The 19430-nt window shown below is 48.3% G+C and carries 14 protein-coding genes; 13 read left to right on the forward strand and 1 reads right to left on the reverse strand.

Annotated features, from left to right (window positions below):
* The first annotated feature begins 158 nt into the window (after nucleotides 1-158).
* From B9Y93_RS01480 to holA, 3 genes are all read left to right on the forward strand, one after another.
* Complete coding sequence (locus B9Y93_RS01480) at nucleotides 159-707, forward strand: RNA polymerase sigma factor (RefSeq protein WP_085492586.1); 549 nt, start codon at nucleotides 159-161, stop codon at nucleotides 705-707.
* Nucleotides 704-2050, forward strand: coding sequence for an anti-sigma factor family protein (locus B9Y93_RS01485; RefSeq protein WP_085492587.1), 1347 nt, complete (start codon nucleotides 704-706; stop codon nucleotides 2048-2050). The genes B9Y93_RS01480 and B9Y93_RS01485 overlap by 4 nt, the downstream gene beginning before the upstream one ends.
* A gap of 287 nt (nucleotides 2051-2337) precedes the next feature.
* Nucleotides 2338-3354, forward strand: coding sequence for a DNA polymerase III subunit delta (gene holA, locus B9Y93_RS01490; RefSeq protein ID WP_085492588.1), 1017 nt, complete (start codon nucleotides 2338-2340; stop codon nucleotides 3352-3354).
* 104 nt (nucleotides 3355-3458) lie between these two features.
* Here holA and rpsT read toward each other — a convergent pair whose 3' ends face one another.
* Nucleotides 3459-3731 (reverse strand): 30S ribosomal protein S20, encoded by a 273-nt coding sequence (gene rpsT, locus B9Y93_RS01495; RefSeq protein ID WP_085492589.1) that lies wholly within the window; start codon nucleotides 3729-3731, stop codon nucleotides 3459-3461.
* Between the two features lie 254 nt (nucleotides 3732-3985).
* On the opposite strand from rpsT, the gene gpr reads away from it, so the two are divergent.
* From gpr to grpE, 10 genes are all read left to right on the forward strand, one after another.
* A complete protein-coding gene (gene gpr / locus B9Y93_RS01500) occupies nucleotides 3986-4987 on the forward strand; it encodes a GPR endopeptidase (RefSeq protein WP_085492590.1) in 1002 nt (333 codons plus the stop codon).
* Nucleotides 4988-5111: 124 nt separating this feature from the next.
* The gene (locus tag B9Y93_RS01505) at nucleotides 5112-9689 is read left to right on the forward strand and encodes a non-ribosomal peptide synthetase (protein ID WP_085492591.1); all 4578 of its coding nucleotides are present in this window, start codon (nucleotides 5112-5114) and stop codon (nucleotides 9687-9689) included.
* Nucleotides 9690-9845: 156 nt separating this feature from the next.
* The gene (locus B9Y93_RS01510; RefSeq protein WP_085492592.1) at nucleotides 9846-11129 is read left to right on the forward strand and encodes a stage II sporulation protein P; all 1284 of its coding nucleotides are present in this window, start codon (nucleotides 9846-9848) and stop codon (nucleotides 11127-11129) included.
* Between the two features lie 50 nt (nucleotides 11130-11179).
* Nucleotides 11180-11653, forward strand: coding sequence for a DUF3679 domain-containing protein (locus tag B9Y93_RS01515; RefSeq protein ID WP_085492593.1), 474 nt, complete (start codon nucleotides 11180-11182; stop codon nucleotides 11651-11653).
* A 271-nt stretch (nucleotides 11654-11924) separates the two neighbouring features.
* Nucleotides 11925-13745, forward strand: coding sequence for a translation elongation factor 4 (gene lepA, locus B9Y93_RS01520; RefSeq protein ID WP_085492594.1), 1821 nt, complete (start codon nucleotides 11925-11927; stop codon nucleotides 13743-13745).
* Nucleotides 13746-13873: 128 nt separating this feature from the next.
* A complete protein-coding gene (gene hemW, locus B9Y93_RS01525) occupies nucleotides 13874-15034 on the forward strand; it encodes a radical SAM family heme chaperone HemW (protein ID WP_085492595.1) in 1161 nt (386 codons plus the stop codon).
* A gap of 349 nt (nucleotides 15035-15383) precedes the next feature.
* Complete coding sequence (locus B9Y93_RS01530) at nucleotides 15384-15845, forward strand: N-acetyltransferase (RefSeq protein WP_085492596.1); 462 nt, start codon at nucleotides 15384-15386, stop codon at nucleotides 15843-15845.
* A 223-nt stretch (nucleotides 15846-16068) separates the two neighbouring features.
* A complete protein-coding gene (gene hrcA, locus B9Y93_RS01535) occupies nucleotides 16069-17097 on the forward strand; it encodes a heat-inducible transcriptional repressor HrcA (RefSeq protein ID WP_085492597.1) in 1029 nt (342 codons plus the stop codon).
* Between the two features lie 55 nt (nucleotides 17098-17152).
* Nucleotides 17153-18703 (forward strand): TCP-1/cpn60 chaperonin family protein, encoded by a 1551-nt coding sequence (locus tag B9Y93_RS01540; protein ID WP_085492598.1) that lies wholly within the window; start codon nucleotides 17153-17155, stop codon nucleotides 18701-18703.
* Nucleotides 18704-18769: 66 nt separating this feature from the next.
* Nucleotides 18770-19375, forward strand: coding sequence for a nucleotide exchange factor GrpE (gene grpE / locus B9Y93_RS01545; protein ID WP_085492599.1), 606 nt, complete (start codon nucleotides 18770-18772; stop codon nucleotides 19373-19375).
* The last annotated feature ends 55 nt before the right edge of the window (nucleotides 19376-19430 follow it).

Consider the following 19430-nt stretch of genomic DNA (forward strand, 5'->3'; position numbering starts at 1 on the left):
CTTAACATTGAAAGATAAGAGAGAACTTATGCCGACTAATGCACATGTTTTAAGATGAGCATGTCACGATTTGGACACTTCACAATAAAAAAAGAAACCAACCTGCAACCATTTTCGCCTTGTTTGCGTCAATGGATATGCAAGAGAGGGGGATCTAAGTGGTAGAGCAAGAACTCATCCGAGCTGCTCAATCCGGCGATCGCGATGCTTTGATTACTCTTTTGCGAGAGATAGAACCGTATGTGTACCGTACGGCCTATTATCTGGTACACAATGAGCAAGATGCCATGGACGCGTCCCAAGAGGCCTTAATCCGCATTTATACAAAGATTAATTCGTACGAAGAGAAAGCGCAATTCAAAACATGGGTTCAGCGAATTGTGACTAATATCGTCATTGACAAATTCCGCCGCTCCAAGCCGACGGTGTCTATAGACGAGCACAATCTCGTGTTTCTAGGGAAAGAAGACGTAGAAAAAGAAGTGCTGTCATCTTATGCAGCTCAGGATATACGTGAGGCGATTGATCGCCTTCCTGAACATCACCGTACGGTAGTCGTACTGCGGTATCTTCAAGACTTTTCATACAATGAGATCGCGGAAAGTCTGAACTTGCCTCTAAATACGGTTAAGTCTTATCTATTCCGTGCGCGTCAACAACTGCAGACGATGCTGCAAGATTATGAGAAAGGTGGTGTGCGAGGATGAACTGCCAAGAGGTGGTGACACTTATGCAGCGTGAATTGGATCATGATTTGGATGCTCCAGAACAGAAGCTTCTGGCAGAGCATTTGAATCGCTGCCCCGCCTGTTCCGAGATGTATGAGCGTTTGAAGCTGCTTAATGAAGATTTGGAGATGCTGCCTAAGGTGATGCCGCCATTCAGCATTGTCGATTCGATTCTGCCGAAGCTTGATGAGATTGATCGTGAGCAGGCAGCCACTGCAACATCATTTGCGTCAGACCATAAGGAACAGCCGCGTGACCAACGAACAGCTGATCCACTAACTAAGACATCAGAAGGATATGGAATAGAGAAATCCAAGAAGGGATTTCGATTCAATTGGAAAGCAGCAGGTGCTGTTGCTGCAGCAGCTGCCGTATTCGGATTGATTATTGTCAATTCCGATCTGCCAAGAACACAAGAAGCTGCGGACTTTTCATCATTAGCCAATACAGCGTCAGAAACTGCACAGAACCAAAGTGCAGAAAAGGCAGCTTCTGGTTCTGAAGAAAAAATGGGTGCGGCCGCAGAAGACAGAAGCATCGCAGATTCGTCTAATCAAGAGATCGAAGGGGACTCGGCGGATAAGAGTACTTCGACTGCAGATCCAAAGGTTGATGACTCCGTGGCGAACCCCAATCAGCCTAGTGAACGGATGAAAAATGCGCCTGGAAGTGTGGCGGAGCAAGAGGTCAAAGTACCTGCCAAAGAGGACAACGGTTCGTCTGCAGACAGCAGCCGTGTTGGTTCCCAATCCATCGCTCCAGTAGATCCTACTATTCCGCCAAGCCGTGAAGGGGAACCTGTGCCAAGCAAGAATACGAATACGGGTTCAACGGATAGCGGCAGCCAAGGTGGTTCTACCACTCCGGAAGACCAGCCTGTAGTGGATGAACAAGAGGAACAAGTGACGGATACGAAGGATCTTCAGGGTGAAGATACGAAAAGTATATTTCAGATGGTAGATCAGGTCTATTCCTTGTCGCCCGATCAAGCATTTGAGATCATTTGGGTGGAAGGGACGCTGAAGCTGTATCAGAAGGAAGGCGAAGCCTCTAAGGAGGTTGCTGCGATTCCTTGGAAGTCCAGACCCGAGCATATCTCTTGGTCTGAGGACAGCAAGCAAGTGCGGCTTCATTTTACAGCTGCTGATAAAAAAGTGACGACATGGTCCTATGAGGTTGGCCAGGATGGGTTCAAGAACCGGACATCTGTCACCCAAGAGGGGGAGAGTGTTCTTCATCATACAGACCCCTCAGCTGAAGCTAACAAGGATGCTTCGGTCGACCAGCAAAATCAGCTCCCAACAGGCCAGAACAACAAGTAATAATAGCAGTGCATAAGCTAGCGGTGTTCACGATTAAAACATAATCTTGTCTTGGCTCTTTATGCACACATTGACTTGAAGCTACGTATAGTATGGTATATATGAAGTCAAGACGTTCCCGTACGTCGGTGTAACCATTAACACGCAAGGACCTAGGCTTGTGCTGTTAATGTTTATCATAGATGTTATGGGACAAAGGGATTGTTCGACAGATGTCGTTCAATCCCTTTGTTTTTATGAAGAAGTTTGTTATCATGAAGGGCGTACAATTGAAGGAGGTACCCTTGGTGGATGTGAAAGATGCGTTAAAAGAAATAAAGCGAGGCGAGCCTCGCTCTCTATATGTATTGTATGGTACAGAGAAGTATCGCTTGCAGGAATTTGTCTCTGAGCTGATTAACAGAACAGTCCCTGAGGAGAATCGAGACTTAGCCATAACCAAGATGGACACATCAGAGACAGCAATCGAGCAGGTCGTAGAAGAGGCTGAGACGATGCCGTTTCTCGTGGAACGCAAGCTTATTCTCGTTAAAGATCAGACGATCTTTGCATCGGGCAAGGATAAGATGGAGCATCGCGTAGATCGCCTGCTCAAGTATATGGAGTCTCCCCTTGAATCAAGCATTCTCGTGTTCTTAATTCAGGCGGACAAGCTGGATGAACGCAAGAAGACGGTCAAGGCGGCAAAGGCTGCCGGAGGCGTGCTATCCTTCCTTCCATTTGGCGCTGAGGAGCTTATGCAATGGGTGAGGAAGGAAGCTGAGAAGCGTTCGAGCCCTATGGACCAAGAAGCGATTCAGACTCTCTTGAACAATGCGGGAACGAATCTGCAAACGCTGGTCGTGGAGATTGAGAAGCTGAGCTTGTATGCAGGTCAAGGACAAGCCATTAATAGTGAGATGGTGGATCAGCTGATCTCGCGTACAACCGAACAAAATGTATTTCGCTTGGTGGAAGATGTGATTAACGGAAAAGTGGACTCTGCGTTATCCATGCTCTATGAGCTGCTGAAGCAAAAAGAAGAACCTATTAAGATTCTCGCTCTTATCATTCGTCAGATTCGTATTATGCTTCAGGTAAAGGAGTTGACTGGCCGCAGTTTCAGTCAGCAGCAGGCAGCATCCCAGCTTGGACTTCACCCCTATGCGGTGAAGCTCGCAGCGGAGCAAGCACGCAAGCATGACAGCAAAGCACTGGCAAAGTGGCTCTCTGAGGCAGCAGATCTGGATTATGCGATGAAGACAGGAAGAGTGGAGAAGACGCTTGGACTTGAATTACTTATGATGAAAATGGCTGCTCGATAATGATGCTAGCTTGGCAGCCCCACACATAAAAGAAGCCGTAAGTTGTTCGCATAGGCGATCACTTACGGCTTCTTCGCTTAGTGTCTAAGTATGAAAGGCTCGACTTACGCTTGTGCAAGCAGAGCGTTCAATTTTTGTGCCAAGCGAGATTTCTTGCGGGCAGCTGCATTCTTGTGGATCAAGCCTTTAGTAACAGCTTTATCCAACTTCTTAGACGCCAAAGCTACGGCTGTCTGAGCAGCTTCCGTTTCGTTATTAGTCAAAGCAGCATCTGCAGCTTTAACTGCTGTACGAAGTGCGGATTTTTGGGAAGCGTTAAGCATGCGACGTTTGTCGGATGACTTTACGCGTTTAACAGCGGATTTAATGTTTGGCATTGCTTTCACCTCCGTTGCATCGTAGTGCGACAACAGAATCCATTTTCGAATATAATAAAATGAAAAGGATTCACAACTTAAAGTATTCTATCATGATGTATATTAAATTGCAATACATAACCCGCTTGAACTCGCGATTTGGAAGGGGATTCACATGTGCTGTCATTTTGCTCTCGGGCTGCTTGTGCAGAATAACTTTCTTTTATGTAACGCAAAATAGATGGGAATAGAGTTAGCTTACGGGAGGAACAGCAATGACAGTGGATCTAAAAGCTTATTCTGTGCGGACAGACCTGGCTCTGGAGGCTAGAGAACTTGTTCAGCCAGATGCACATATTCCGATTCCGGGAGTATTCGAGGATGTGAAGGAGGAAGCGGGAATCAAGGTAACCCGCATTCATGTTCAAAATGAAGAAGGCGCGCGTGCAATCGGCCGTCTTCAAGGGCGATACCTGACCCTTGAAGTGCCTTCTTTGCGGCGCAAAGACTCAAAGCTGCAGGACCGTGTCGCAACAAAATTTGCTCAGCTTTTTGCAGATTACCTAAAGGAAGTAGGCGTACAAGAAAATCACAAGGTGCTTATCGTAGGACTGGGCAACTGGAATGTTACGCCGGATGCGCTTGGACCAATGGTTGTAGAGAACGTGCTTGTGACCAGACACTACTTCGAGCTTATGCCTGATCAAGTAAGTCCAGGATATCGGCAAGTTAGCGCAGTGGCGCCAGGAGTGCTTGGCATTACGGGCATCGAATCCAGCGAGATTGTTCAAGGCATCGTGGAGAAATCAAAGCCTGATGTTATTATTGCGATTGATGCGCTTGCTTCCAAGTCCTTGGAGCGCGTCAATACGACCATTCAAGTAGCGGATATCGGCATCCATCCGGGATCGGGCATAGGGAATAAACGCAAAGGGCTGACAAAGGAACTGCTCGGCATTCCTTGCATAGCCATTGGCGTCCCGACAGTATGCTATGCTTCCACCATTGTAAACAATGCGATTGAGATGATGAAGTCGCACTTTGCGCAGGAGACAGACCAAACAAGAGATATCCTTGGCATGCTGGATGATATTAGCGAGGATGAGCGCTTGGCTTTGGTTAAAGAGGTGCTTCAGCCTTTAGGCCATGACCTGATTGTGACGCCTAAGGAAGTGGATGAGTTCATTGAGGATATGGGCAATATTATCGCCAGCGGGCTTAATGCTGCTCTACATGAAGCGGTTGATAATAGCAATGTGGCGGCATATACCCATTAATATTTTTTCTGATGCAACAATGTTACATGATTCGTCATGTTTTGGTTTTTCATCCTAAATATTGACAATTATTTCAACCGTGTGCTTCAATACACATACATCCAAGCAAGGAGGTATTGTATTGATGAACACGGTTGAACGTTATCCTTTAACGGCCCCTCAGCAGCGGATATGGTATTTGGAACAGCTGTATCCGAACACAAGCATAGGTGTAATATCCGTTATGCTTCGCTTAAGGTCCAAAACAGACCGCTTAGACCCTGTCAAGCTGGAGCAATGCGTGCATCGAATACTAGAACGCAATGATAGCTTACGATTGCGCATTGTGGACCAACAGGGCTCACCGCCCTATCAGTACGTTCATTCTTATCATCCATCCTCACTTCCGCAGCTCGATATGACAGGGTTAACTCCAATAGAGCTAGAGACATGGCTCAGACAAAGATCGAACGAACCGATGGAATGGAATGATGCGCCTCTTTATGAATTTACGATTCTAACAAGACCCCACGACCTTCTGTTATACTTTCGCCTTCACCATATCATCTCAGACGGAATCACCATCCACCAGTTTATTGACGAATTAATTACAATCTATTGCTTGCCCCATGATTCGGCACCATGCCTTTATCCTGCAAGGCCATCCTACCTCACGTACATGCGCAACGAGACGCTTTATAATGAATCAAAGCGAAAAGAGCAAGATAAGCAGTTCTGGCTCAGTTATATGCAGAGACATCAATTAGATGAGCGTGAACAAGCGGAGTCCGCGGTCACTCGTGTGCTTCATCCTGCTGCCGATCGACATATGGCAGTTCTTCCTTCCTCTATTGCCAAACGGCTGTATGAGCAGTGTGAACATTACCAATGGAGTCTTGCGTCCTTTTTTACAGCGATGCTGCTTCTGCATCAATCGATCCATACCCAACATTCATTGTCTACCATTGGACTTACCATAAGCAACCGAACGGGACGAGAGGAAAAAGAGATGCCCGGGATGTGCGTCAGCATTCTTCCTATGCAGATGAACGTGCAGGAGCACCGAACGGCTGCCTCCTTTATTACGGCAGTCGCACGTGAGCAGTTCAAGCTGGTGCGCCATCAGCGCTATCCGTACAACGAGCTCGTAACGCTTCTGCGGGAGGAAGCAGGCATAGAGCCGCCTCTATTCACAACAGCTATTGAATACCGTGTGACGGATTGTTTGAACCTTCATGGGAATCCTGTGCTGGAATATGAATGGGAGCATATGCACTCCGGGTATGAGGAGAATGACCTGCTCTTGCGAGTCCATCAGGTGAAGGAAAGCGAAGCCATTCATTTGGAGCTGGATTATCGCACGCATGCATATACCAAGGATGATATCGTTAGCATGGCGGAACAGCTGCTATGGATAGCAGAGCAAATGGTGACTGCACCAGAGCAGTCACTGCAAGATATTGAGAGCTGCCCCACAGCGGATCGCCAGCTAATATCGGCATTTAATGCGACCGAACAAGCAGTCGATCTGAATCATCATGTTGTCTCATTGTTTATTCAGCAAGCGAGCCGTACGCCAACAGCTCTTGCTGTTATTGGAGGGGGGATTCAGCTTACCTACAAGGAGCTCGATGAGAGGAGCAATCAGCTTGCCTATACGCTAATCAGCATGGGGGTAACAAGAGAATCCATCGTTGCCATCATGATGGGCAGGACACCTGATCTGCTCGTGTCTATGCTTGCGGTATGGAAGGCAGGAGGAGCATGTCTGCCCATTGATCCTATGTATCCGATTGGGAGGATTCATTATTTGATGGAGGATAGCGGTGCCATCGTGCTGATCACGGACCGTTCGGGAGCTGTAAGCGATCTTTTGCATGAGGGGATTGCATGCTGCTTTTTAACAGGAGCGTGGTGGGGCCAAGAAAGTGAACGGAATCGAACACAGGAAGATAACCGACGAGATGAACAGTCCGGCTCCATTATGGCTTTGCCGGATCTCTCTGCTTGCCAACTGGCTTACTTAATTTATACTTCTGGCTCAACAGGGGCACCCAAAGGGGTCATGATCGAGCACCGCTCTTTCAGCAATACGCTGCAGTGGAGGAGACAGGAGTATGATTTTCAGGAGCAGCACGTGATCTTGCCGCTGTTGTCCAGTGCGTTTGATGGATTTTTGATCTCCTATTGGACACCGCTTCTTGCAGGCTGCTGCACGTTGCTGCCTACAGAAGATGAGCTCAAGGATCTAACTCTTATACAACCGCTGCTGAATCACTATGACGTAAGTCATCTTGTAGCAACGCCAACGCTGTATGAAGCAATGCTGGATAGAAGAGCCACGATGGATCTATCCAGCCTTCACCATGTGACGCTCGCTGGCGAGCGAATATCGAACAGGCTGCTCCATAAGTCGAAGGAGAGCTATCCGAAGCTCGAAGTGATTATTGAGTATGGACCAACAGAAAACAGTGTAGTTACAACTCTGCGTCGCCATGCTGCCCCAACTGAGCGATACAGCATTGGTCGTCCGGTAGCGAATCAACGTTTGTATGTCTTGGATGCGAATCGGAAGCTTAAGCCGATAGGGGCTGCAGGACAGCTGTATGTCGCAGGAGCAGGATTAGCTAGAGGCTATCATCGTCAGCCAGCACTTACAGAGGAACGCTTCCTTACTGGGGAAGAGGTGAGCAGACTCGGAGAAGAACGGCTGTATCAGACTGGAGACATCGCAGCTTGGCTGCCTAATGGCGAGCTTGAATTTATTGGGCGCGCGGATCACCAGATGAAGATTCGCGGCTACCGACTTGAGCTTGGAGAAATAGAGGCAGCGATTGCAGCGCTTCCTGATGTGGAGACTGCTGCCGTCATTGCCAACAGACAAAGCGAGGATCAGGAGCACAGACTGCTTGCCTTTGTCGTGCCGGTAGACGGCTTGCTGGACATAGAGCAATGCCGTTCGCTGCTGGAAAGACAGCTTCCGTCTTATATGCTTCCTTCGGCATGGATAATCATCTCTCAAATGCCGATGACTGCTCACGGCAAGCGAGATGATCAAGCGCTGCTCTCCCTCGCTCAAGACTGGGCAGCCGATCTTGCCTATATTCCAGCAGCAACGTGGGAGGAGGAGCAACTCGTTCGAATATGGGAAGAGGTGCTTCACATCAATCCTATCGGAGTGGAAACCTCCTTTTGGGATCTCGGCGGGGATTCGATTAAAGTCATGCACGTAACAGCGACTCTGCACGCAGCGGGATATGTATTAAGGGCACAGGATATGTATCGGTATCCGACGATTAGAATGCTCGCTCAGCGCATGATGAGAGCGCAGGACGAACATGCGGCAAGTCAGCTAATAGAAGGGGAAGTGCTGCTCACCCCCATTCAGCTCTGGTTCTGGACACAGTCTATTCGCAATCGGGACTGGTGGAACCAAGCCTTTATGCTGAGGTTTCATGCACGATGCCATCTCCCGGCACTCACCCGCATGTTGGATCAGCTTGTCGCGCATCATGATGCGCTGCGCATGGCTTTTGATCAGCAGCCGGATTCGGTTGTTCAACGCTACCGCAGCGTTGGAGATGGGGAGATGTACAGTCTGGACGTATATGACCTTCGCAGCCATGCTAATCCACAGATGGAGATCAGAAGGCTTGCAACGATCGTACAACAGAAGACTAGGCTCGCTAGTGGCCCGCTTCTTGCAGCAGCACTCTTTCAACTTCATGAAGAGGACAAGCTGCTTCTTACGATCCATCATCTGATCGTGGACGGATATTCATGGCGTTTGCTTCTAGAGGATGCCGCCGATTGGTATGGACAAGCCCTGGTAGGCGCTCCGCTTGAATTAAAGGCAAAAACAAGCTCTTGTCAGCAGTGGTCCCAAGCTCTGCATCAGTATGCTGCGAGCGACAAGCTGACGGAACAGCTAGCATATTGGAACGCTGTTGCCAGCTCGCCTAGAGGAACGCTGCCCATGAAGCGTACATGCGATTTGAATCGAATCGCGGATACAGAGGTTGTGGGCTTTGCGTGCACGTCAAGCGAAACCAATGATCTGCTGCGCAATGTGCATATGAAGACAGGGATCGATACGATGCCGCTATTACTAGCAGCTCTTGGAATAGCATTGAGAGAGTGGAATGGGCTTGAGCATTTTCGATTGGATATCGCAGGTCATGGACGGCAGTTGGCCGAGTCGGAGTGTGATGTATCTCGAACGGTAGGCTGGTTTACATGCACCTATCCGCTGGAGATGAACTTGGTTGGGCTTGGTGACAGAGAAGTAGCAGAGGTTGTTAGAAAAGGGCTGGCTTTAGTTCCCGATCATGGGATAGGATATGGACTCCTGCGGCACATAAGAGAATCAGATGAAGAAGGATTTGAGCTCGTCAATGAGGAGGAGCCTGCTATCTTTTTCAATTACATGGGTCAGTTCGGTCATGAGGCGGATAATGAATGGTTCGTGCTGGAGGAAGATGAATCTTTGCTTGGACAACTTCTAGATGGGGAGAACAAGAGATTTTACCCGCTTGAAGTCATCGCGAAGGTCGTCCAAGGCAAGCTTAAGGTAGTGATCGGTTACAGCCGCGAGCAAATATGCGCGCTTCGAATGTCGGAGCTTGCAAGCAGCTACAAGCGCCAATTGCTGCGAATGCTTCATGATTTGCTGATTGGACAACATAGGGAGGCAGGAAAGTCAGTACTTGAGCGCACTCTATAAACATATCAATTTTTAACAGAGAAAAGAGACAAGAATGGTTCTATCAAATAAAAAGCCCTCATAGATTCTAGTAATAGCGAATCTTTCACGTGCCCCTTGTTGCTCATGGAGTAGAGTTGAAGGAATCTGTCAGCTAGAAGAGGAGGGCTTTTTGTTATGAGATCAACGATCAAAACAATAAATATTGCACGCTGGAAAAAGAAGTGGATGTCCATTCTCACAGCCGGCCGAACCTTTATTCTAATGGCTATTGCCTCAGCGGTATTCATCATTGTCGTAGGCGTAGGGGGAATATTAGAGCAAAAGGGCCAATCCTCCCCCTTTGCATCTATGAGAGGGATTACAGCTCAGCTATCCTCCAGCTTGTTCTCTAATATGCTGGCGATGGAGATTCCGACGATGGAAGGGGAAAAAAGTGAAGATGCGATCTCGATGAATCAGGTAAGCCAGATGCTGTTTCGATTAGCGACGAATGTAAGCCTGAACGACCCAAGATCCTTGGTGGCAGGCGAACTCCCAGGCGCTGTGCGGGAAGTAGCAGTACCTCTGCGGCTTGGCACGGGCAATCAGGTGGCCAAGGGGCCAGAGGATCTAGCTCCTTCTGAGCAAGAAGCAGGAGCGGATAGTGACCTCTCTCACGGCGGCGCACCAAGTGATGATCCGACAGACGCTGTGGAACCAGTGAAGCCTGATTCTGAACCAGACAAGGAGCAGCCCGGTCAAGAGTCCGCTGATCAGGAGGGTAAGAATAAGCTTGTTTTCATTTATCATTCTCACAATCAAGAATCCTGGAAGCCGGAATTATCAAAGCCAACGAACAATCCCAATGATCCGAAGATCAATATTACGCTGGTAGGCAAACGAATGCAGCAGCAGTTGGAAAAGCAGGGCATAGGTACGCAGCACTCGAATGTCGACTACAAGTCAGCGATTAAAGATTACAATTGGAACCGATCCTATCAGTATTCGAATCAAACGGTCAAAAAGGCGATGGCGAACAATAAAGAGTTGGAATTTTTCTTTGACATCCATCGGGATTCCTCTAAGCGTGAGAATTCTACCGTGACGATAAATGGGAAAGACTATGCCAAAGTATACTTTATCATTGGTCACAAAAACCCAAATTGGAAGCAAAATGAGAACTTTGCTGCGAGCATACATGAGCGATTGGAAAATAAGTATCCAGGCATCTCCAAGGGGATATGGGGAAAGACAGCAAGCACAGGCAATGGAGAGTACAATCAATCGCTATCCCCGAACAGCGTCATTATTGAAATCGGCGGCATTGAGAACACGTTAGAGGAAAATTATCGAACGGCCGACGTTCTGGCTGAATTAATCGCCGAGATCGTGCATGAGAAGCAAGGAACAAAGACGGTACAGCAAACGAAAACGAAGGCCGACAATACCACAAGCTCAAAAGATAAAGCTAAATCGTAAATAGAGCGGTTTAGAAAACTTGATGTACGATCTGAAAAGGAGGAATCCGCATGAAACGTTACATGACCCGATTATTGGCCCTGATCTTATTTCTTTGCATCGGCGTATTCATTGGCATGGAGCTGACTCAAGCAGGGATTGAGCGTATTCAAGGACCGTTTGAGGATACGGTCATGGATCGCGGTTCTGTGCCGAGGACTCCTGATCAGGAAAATATCAAGCAAGCTCAGCAGGAGCAAACAAAAGAGGAGCAGCTTGCGCTTGCTGACAAAGAGCTTGAAGAACTGGAGCTTAGAATCAAGGCGCTGCGTGAACAGAAGCGGCAGGCTGGAAGTGAGGCATGGGATGACGAATCTATCGAACAATTAGCACGAGAGCTGCAGGCGAAGGAGAACGAGCTTACCTTAAGTGCAGCCGAGGATGCGCCTGTCAATAAGCTTGCTGATCAAACGGCAGGATTGCTGCAGCATTTGTCAGAGGCGGGAATTAAGGCTGTTGTTGGCATGTTTGGAGGACTTTTCTAATGAGGGAGCTTAGAGCAGCAGCTCTCATGCGGGTTTTCTTCTAATGCTGCTATGATGGTCTGAAGTGACTTCTTTTATTATTGAATGATCGTTCATATACACACGTGTTAGGGAGGCAGATGGGAGCCGAGAGGCTCCTTTTTTGTGTTCATTCCCCCAATTGGCGAATGATTCCATGAAGTCAAAAAGTACCAAACATTGATGTGAGGCGCCATCTTCGGTATAATATGTTGATTGAATAATTGGCCAGTAGTGGGGGTATGGATGACGAATGACGGAACTGCTGACGAGACAAAAGAAAATTCGTAATTTTTGTATTATTGCGCACATTGACCATGGCAAGTCTACACTTGCCGATCGGATCTTGGAATATACAGGTGCTCTCACCTCACGTGAGATGCAGGCCCAAGTTCTCGACAAGATGGATCTGGAGCGAGAACGAGGCATTACGATCAAACTGCAAGCGGTTCGCCTGAACTATAAGGCGGATGATGGCGAAGAATACATTTTGAACCTGATTGATACACCAGGGCATGTCGACTTCACATACGAGGTATCGCGAAGCCTTGCCGCGTGCGAAGGTGCGCTGCTTGTGGTCGATGCGGCTCAAGGAATTGAAGCGCAAACGCTCGCCAATGTATACTTAGCGCTTGATAATGATTTGGAGATCATTCCGGTCATTAATAAGATTGACCTGCCAAGCGCAGAGCCGGAGCGTGTGAAGCAGGAGATTGAAGACGTTATTGGACTTGATACTTCCGATGCGGTTCATGCTTCTGCGAAGGCTGGAATCGGAATCAAGGAGATCTTGGAGCAGGTGGTACAAAAAGTGCCTGCGCCAACAGGTGATCCAGAGGAGCCGCTCAAGGCTTTGATCTTCGATTCCCATTATGACCCTTACAAAGGGGTTATTGTATATGTTCGTGTCGTGAACGGCTCGATCAAGTCAGGCAGCAAGATCAAGATGATGGCGACGAACAAGACCTTTGAAGTGATTGAAGTCGGTGCGTTCAAGCCTTCCATGACCATTATCGATGAGCTGAATGTCGGCGATGTTGGCTTTATTGTTGCGGGGATCAAAAACGTAGGCGATACACGTGTCGGTGATACCGTAACAGATGCGAAGCATCCAACGGCTGAACCGCTGTCAGGCTATCGAAAGATTAATCCGATGGTATTCTGCGGTCTTTATCCGATTGAGACGTCTGATTACAACGATTTGCGTGAAGCGCTGGAGAAACTGCAGCTGAACGATGCTTCCTTAACCTTTGAACCGGAAACATCAACAGCCCTTGGGTTTGGTTTCCGCTGCGGCTTCTTGGGACTTCTGCATATGGAGATTATCCAGGAGCGCATCGAGCGTGAATTCAATATTCCGCTGATTACAACAGCACCAAGCGTTATTTACCGCGTCACGCTTACGAACGGTGAAGAACTGCAAATTGACAACCCTTCGCTTTATCCAGAGCAGGGCAAGATTGAGTTTGTAGAAGAGCCATTTGTTAAGGCGTCAATTATTGTGCCAAATGACTTTGTCGGCGCGATCATGGAGCTTTGCCAAGGCAAGCGTGGCGAATTCGTGGATATGCAGTATCTGGACACTACCCGTGTAACGATTACGTATCAGATTCCATTGTCTGAGATCGTATATGACTTCTTTGATCAGCTGAAGTCGAGTACGAAGGGCTATGCGTCCTTTGACTATGAGCTGTCCGGCTATCGCCGTTCGAACCTAGTCAAGATGGATATTATGCTGAACGGCGAGCAGGTTGACGCTTTGTCTGTTATTGTACACCGTGAACGTGCTTATAACCGCGGCAAGCTCATCTGTGAGAAGCTGCGCGAGCTTATTCCGCGCCAAATGTTTGAGGTGCCGGTGCAGGCATCGGTTGGTACAAAGGTTATCGCGCGCGAGACTGTTAAGGCGATGCGCAAAAACGTCTTGGCGAAGTGCTACGGCGGCGATATTTCCCGTAAACGGAAGCTTCTTGAGAAGCAGAAGGAAGGGAAGAAGCGCATGAAGCAGGTCGGCAGCGTAGAAGTGCCGCAGGAAGCATTCATGGCGGTTCTGAAGATCGACGAGAGCAAATAAAGGATTTGTGAGCATGGAGGCTATAAGCCTCCTTGTTCGCTTTAAAGATCTGTTTTGATGATGAACACGATCATGGGAATTGAGGATTCAACTGCCCATGAAGAGATACAAGTGAAGGAGGGAGCTACATGTCAGCTGCACCACATGCAATCTATATTCACATTCCATTTTGCACGAATAAATGTCATTATTGCGACTTTAACTCATATGTGCTGAAGGGACAGCCTGTCATGGATTACCTGAAAGCCATGGATCAGGAAATGGCGCGAACGGTTGAAGCCATCCCTCCACAGACGATTGACACCATTTTCGTAGGCGGTGGGACGCCGACTGTACTGGAACCCGAGCAAATGGCGTATTTTTTGAATACGGTAAAAACTCATTTCCCAGATTGGAATCCTGCGATTGAATTCAGCATGGAAGCGAACCCCGGTACGACTGACAAGGAGAAGCTCAAGGCGATGCGCGATGGCGGTGTCAATCGCATCAGCTTCGGTGTTCAGTCTTTTAACAATCACCTGCTTCATGACATTGGACGTATCCACAATACGGATGATGTATATCGAAGTCTTGAAAATGCGCGTGCGGTTGGGTTTGAGAACATGTCGATTGATTTGATGTTTGGCTTGCCGAAGCAGACCCTTGAGGTTCTCTCTGAGACGCTTGATCGCGCATTGGAGCTGGATCTTCCCCATTACTCGATCTACAGCCTGAAGGTGGAGGAGAATACGCTGTTCCATCGCTTGTACCAGCGCAATCAGCTGCCGCTTCCTAGCGAAGATGATGAGTTGATGATGTATCAAATGATCATGGATCGCTTGCGCAGCGCTGGCTACCATCAATATGAGATCAGCAACTTTGCCAAGCCTGGCTATGAGAGCAAGCACAATACGACGTATTGGCGCAATGAGGATTATTATGGCATCGGGGCTGGAGCCCATGGCTACGTGAACCATGCTCGACATATCAACATCAAAGGCGTTAATCCCTATATCGAAGCAGCCTGCAAAGGGCTGCCGCGCTTGAATACATTCACAGTGGACAAGAACGAGGCGATGGAGGACTTCATGATGGTCGGACTTCGCATGGATGAGGGAGCGAGCAAGACAAGATTTGCGCTTCAGTTCGAGGGCCGGCAGATGGATGAGGTGTTCCATAAAGAGCTGACCAGCCTGCTGCAAATGGAGCTGGTTGAGGAGCTCCCTGATGGATACCGGCTGTCCGAGAAGGGGATCTTGTTTGGGAACAATGTGTTTGGCACCTTTGTCGGGGCATTAAGTGAAGGCTGACAAGCTTGGTGACTTGAAGTTAAGCTTGCTGATAATGATTAGATTCATCAGCGGCTAGCAGCAAAATTTGAATCGTATACAGTAGAACCAAATATACAATGCGGCTTGTTGCATGGAAGAAGACAGCAGTGGAATGCTCAGAGGATTTTCCTTGAAGGGTTCACGGATTCTTACATGGCAGCAGCCGCATTTTTTTGTGTTTTTGACACGTATTCTCTTTACAGCTAGCCCTACAATCATTTTTCTCGAACAATCTGATAAAAAATGGTTGCAACACTATGCATATTGATGTATATTCATACACATCTATCGTGATAAAGATCACCAACAGCATAAGGAGGAACCATCGATGACAGCGGTGTGCAGACGCGCAACAGAACAGGATGTGGAGCAACTATATGAATTGATTCTCGGCTATTCCTTGCAGGGGATCATGCTGCCAAGGAGTCGTGATATGCTGAGGGATCAACTCCACGACTTTGTTGTAGCAGAAGCGGACGGCGAGCTGATCGGATGTGGATCATTGACACAATTGGGTCAAGAGCTGGTGGAGATCCGTTCATTAGGGATTCTGCCGACCTATAAAGGCAGAGGGGTTGGCACTATGATCGTGGACGAGCTCTTGGAAATGGCCAAGACACGAAGTCTCCCACGGGTGATGGCGCTCACTTATGAGGTTCGTTTTTTTGAAAAGAATGGGTTTGAAGTGGTGGAGAAGGATATCTTCCCTGAGAAGGTTTGGACGGATTGTGTCCACTGCAAGAAGCGCCATGCTTGCGATGAAATTGCAGTGCTTAAGATTCTAGAATAGCGGATTCTTGCTGCTCCTTAAAATATCGAAGCTAAAACGTACCGAACTGACTTGACAATCGTCTCGTCCGTTTGGTATTTTTGTATTAATGTTTAGCACTCGCTAGAGATGAGTGCTAACGAATTGAACTTGAACTGCATAAGCTATGAAGACAAAGGTTCAAGATTACTTGTGAGGATAGATAGAGAATCGACGCAGTGACAGCCACGAAGGAGGGATGCGCATGTTATCAGAACGCCAGCGCTTAATACTTGCAGCCATCGTCGACGATTATATAAGTTCGGCAGAGCCTGTGGGATCACGTACCATATCGAAGCGTGGAGATGTCGGCTACAGCCCGGCTACGATTCGCAATGAGATGGCGGACCTTGAGGAGCTCGGGTTTCTGGAGCAGCCGCATACTTCTGCTGGGCGTATCCCCTCACAGAAAGGATATCGCTACTACGTCGATCATCTCGTTCGATTGGATACACTGTCAGCTGAAGAGATGAAGAGACTGAAAACGATGTTTGCGGAGAAAATAATGGCCATGGAGCAAGTTGTTCAGCATGCTTCATCTGTGCTTGCTCAGCTGACGAATTACACATCGATTGCCTTAGGGCCTGAGATGTTCAGTACAACGTTAAGACATTTTCAGCTTCTGCCGCTAAGCGATGACACGGCTGTTGCCATTGTGGTGACAAGCACGGGACATGTTGAGAACAAGACCGTTTCCATTCCACAAGGTGTGTCGAGGGAGGAATTGGAGAAGGTTGTGAATATCCTGAATGCTAAGCTTGCAGGCATTCCATTGATTCAGCTTCGCTCTCAGCTGTATACAGAGGTTGGGGCCGAGCTTAATAAATATGTAAGCCACGCGCAGGAGATGATTGGTCTCATTGAGCATGTCGTTGGGGACACCGATTCGCATCGAGAAGTGTATCTTAGCGGAACCTCGAATATGCTGTTTCAGCCTGAATTTAAGGATATTGATAAGATTAAGACGATCTGGGATCTGCTGGAGGAGACGCCAGCGCTGATTAAAGTGATTGGAGATGTACCTTCCGGGATACAGGTCCGCATCGGTCAAGAGAATGAACATGAAGCCATTGCGAACTGCAGCCTGATAACGGCAACGTATACGTTGGATGGGCAGCCGCTTGGCACGATTGGACTTCTCGGCCCGACTCGCATGGAATATGCGCGTGTATTGAATTTGTTGAATGTGGTTTCCAAACAGCTTAATGTGTTTTTGAATCGCTGGCCCCACTGAGGTGGGCCCTCCGTTTCGGATATAAGGAAACTCGTCAAGTGAGGAGGTCAGCGGATTGACGCAAGGATCGAACACTTGGAACGAGAGCGATGAACGGCATGCGACATTGTTGAACAATGCTCAAGCTGTTCGAGCTCTTTGCTCTGCGATAGAGGGTACTTTAGGACCAAAGGGACTTGATGTTATGCTTGTCGGTCCCAATGGCGATGTCATTATTACCAATGATGGGGTGACGATCCTTGAATCAATGGATGTCAGTCATCCTATTGCTAAGCTCGTCATTCAGGTTGCAAGAGCCCAGCAGCATGAGGTGGGAGATGGCACGACAACTGCCACTGTGCTTGCTGGCGCACTTGTACAGGCTGGTGTGGAGCAGGTGGTTGAAGGCGTGCCTGCTGCCAAGGTAGCTGCTGGTGTGGAGCATGGAGTAAACATTGCAAGAGAGCTCTTGCAAGAACGCGCCATTCCGATTCAAGGCTTTGATGATCCTCTGCTGCATCAGGCAGTACATATTGCAGGAAGAGAACACAACGATATTGTACAGCTCGTTATGGACGCTGCTCGCGCAGTCGGAATTCACCAGCTGCAAAGTCCGCAATATCGTTTCGCAGACAGCATTGTTGCACATGAGAAAGCCAAGAATGAATGGTTTGAAGGGCTGCTGCTGAAGCAAAAGCCTCTTCAACAGGAATGGCACAGCAAGCGAGAGAACTGCCGAGTCGTTGTCATGCAAGACAGCTTGGAGCCAGAAGCGATGGATGAGCACCTGCTAACCACTGAAGCGGGCTTCGAGCAGTATATGAGGCTTAAGGCAAGCTTTATGGAGCAGCTGCAAGAGCTTCATGCCCTTCATGTCGGCTTTATCGTGCTCGAGCGAGGTATTGCGCCAGAGGCTGAGCAGTTCTGTCTGGATCATGAGATTATGGTCATTCAGAGGGTCAGCCGCGAAGATGTGAAGAAGGTAGCTAAGCTTACTGGCGCGAAGCCGCTTAAGCGTTCGGCACTGCACAAAGATCAAGAGGCTCTTCGTTCTATGCTTGGCAATGCCGAACTGGTTTATTATGATGAACGCTTGGAGCGAGTTAGACTGTATGCAGGCAAGACATCAGAATACACAGCTAGAACTGACAAGCTGGTCACCATGATTGTTGGCGCAAGCACAAGGGAAGTCGTTGGCGAGCGTGTGCGAATCGCTGCTGATGCTGCTGCTGCCCTGCAGGCTGCTGTGCAGAGCGGCATACTGCCTGGCGGAGGCGCAACTGAGCTAGCTCTTGCCTATAAGCTTGAACGCTATCGCGAAACAGTTAGAGGGATGGAGGCGTTTGGGATTGCGGCTGTAGCGCACGCTTTGCGCAAGCCGATGTCCCAGATTGTGCTTAATGCAGGCTTCAATCCACTTGAGAAGCTGGAGGAAGCAAGGGCAGCACAAGCGAGTGAAGGGACTGATACCATAGGGATTCACTGTGATACAGGGAGTCTGATGGATACCCTGAAGGCTGGCATTGTAGACCCTGCTCAGGTGAAGCTTCATGCGTTGGCTGCAGCAGGCGAAGTTGCCTGTGCTGTGCTTCGCATTCACACGGTGATTAAGATGAAGAGCCAATGAAGATGATGATCTATCTACTACAAAATTGATGATAGATGTTTGTATTTCAAATGGGAGGTGAATGGTTTGAAACCAGAACAAGAACAAAGCCAAACCAATACGGCAGAGCAAGAGAAGGATATGGAGCAAGTAGAGGCCAATGCTTCTCATGATCATATGCAAGAATCAGATTCAACCCCTGCTGCTGAGGAGGAGATTCTAGAGCAAGAAGCAAACGCACTGAATGCGGAGCTTCAGCAAGCTAAGAAAGAATCTGAAGAGAACTATCAGCGTTTGCTCCGTGCGCAGGCGGATTTTGATAATTTCCGTCGCCGTACACAAAAGGAGAAGGAGGATCTCGCCAAGTACGCTTCGCAGAAGCTAATCGAAGAGATCGTACCTGTTCTCGACAACTTTGAGCGCGCGATGGCTACAAAGCCAGGTACGCCAGAGGTTGAGTCTTTTGCAAAAGGAATGGATATGATTTTCCGTCAGCTTCAGCAAGTCTTGGAGCAAGAAGGCCTGCAGGCAATGAATACAGTCGGCGAAGCCTTCAATCCTGAATTCCATCAGGCAATTATGCAGGTGGAATCTGATGAGCATGAAGAGGGCATCGTGGTGGAAGAGGTTCAACGAGGCTATATGCTGAAGGACCGCGTTCTACGCCCAGCCATGGTAAAAGTGAGTGGTTAATCGTCCCAAGCGAGACCATTTAAATAATCATAACAATATAGGTTACGTAATGACT

Source organism: Paenibacillus aquistagni, assembly GCF_900177815.1.
GTDB classification, from domain to species: domain Bacteria; phylum Bacillota; class Bacilli; order Paenibacillales; family Paenibacillaceae; genus Paenibacillus_B; species Paenibacillus_B aquistagni.

Coding starts and splice junctions, on each gene's coding strand:
- B9Y93_RS01530 (WP_085492596.1), top strand. CDS start 15,384: ATGACAGCGGTGTGCAGACGCGCAACAGAACAGGATGTGGAGCAACTA.
- B9Y93_RS01485 (WP_085492587.1), top strand. CDS start 704: ATGAACTGCCAAGAGGTGGTGACACTTATGCAGCGTGAATTGGATCAT.
- gpr (WP_085492590.1), top strand. CDS start 3,986: ATGACAGTGGATCTAAAAGCTTATTCTGTGCGGACAGACCTGGCTCTG.
- rpsT (WP_085492589.1), bottom strand. CDS start 3,731: ATGCCAAACATTAAATCCGCTGTTAAACGCGTAAAGTCATCCGACAAA.
- lepA (WP_085492594.1), top strand. CDS start 11,925: ATGACGGAACTGCTGACGAGACAAAAGAAAATTCGTAATTTTTGTATT.
- B9Y93_RS01515 (WP_085492593.1), top strand. CDS start 11,180: ATGAAACGTTACATGACCCGATTATTGGCCCTGATCTTATTTCTTTGC.
- hrcA (WP_085492597.1), top strand. CDS start 16,069: ATGTTATCAGAACGCCAGCGCTTAATACTTGCAGCCATCGTCGACGAT.
- B9Y93_RS01505 (WP_085492591.1), top strand. CDS start 5,112: ATGAACACGGTTGAACGTTATCCTTTAACGGCCCCTCAGCAGCGGATA.
- B9Y93_RS01510 (WP_085492592.1), top strand. CDS start 9,846: ATGAGATCAACGATCAAAACAATAAATATTGCACGCTGGAAAAAGAAG.
- hemW (WP_085492595.1), top strand. CDS start 13,874: ATGTCAGCTGCACCACATGCAATCTATATTCACATTCCATTTTGCACG.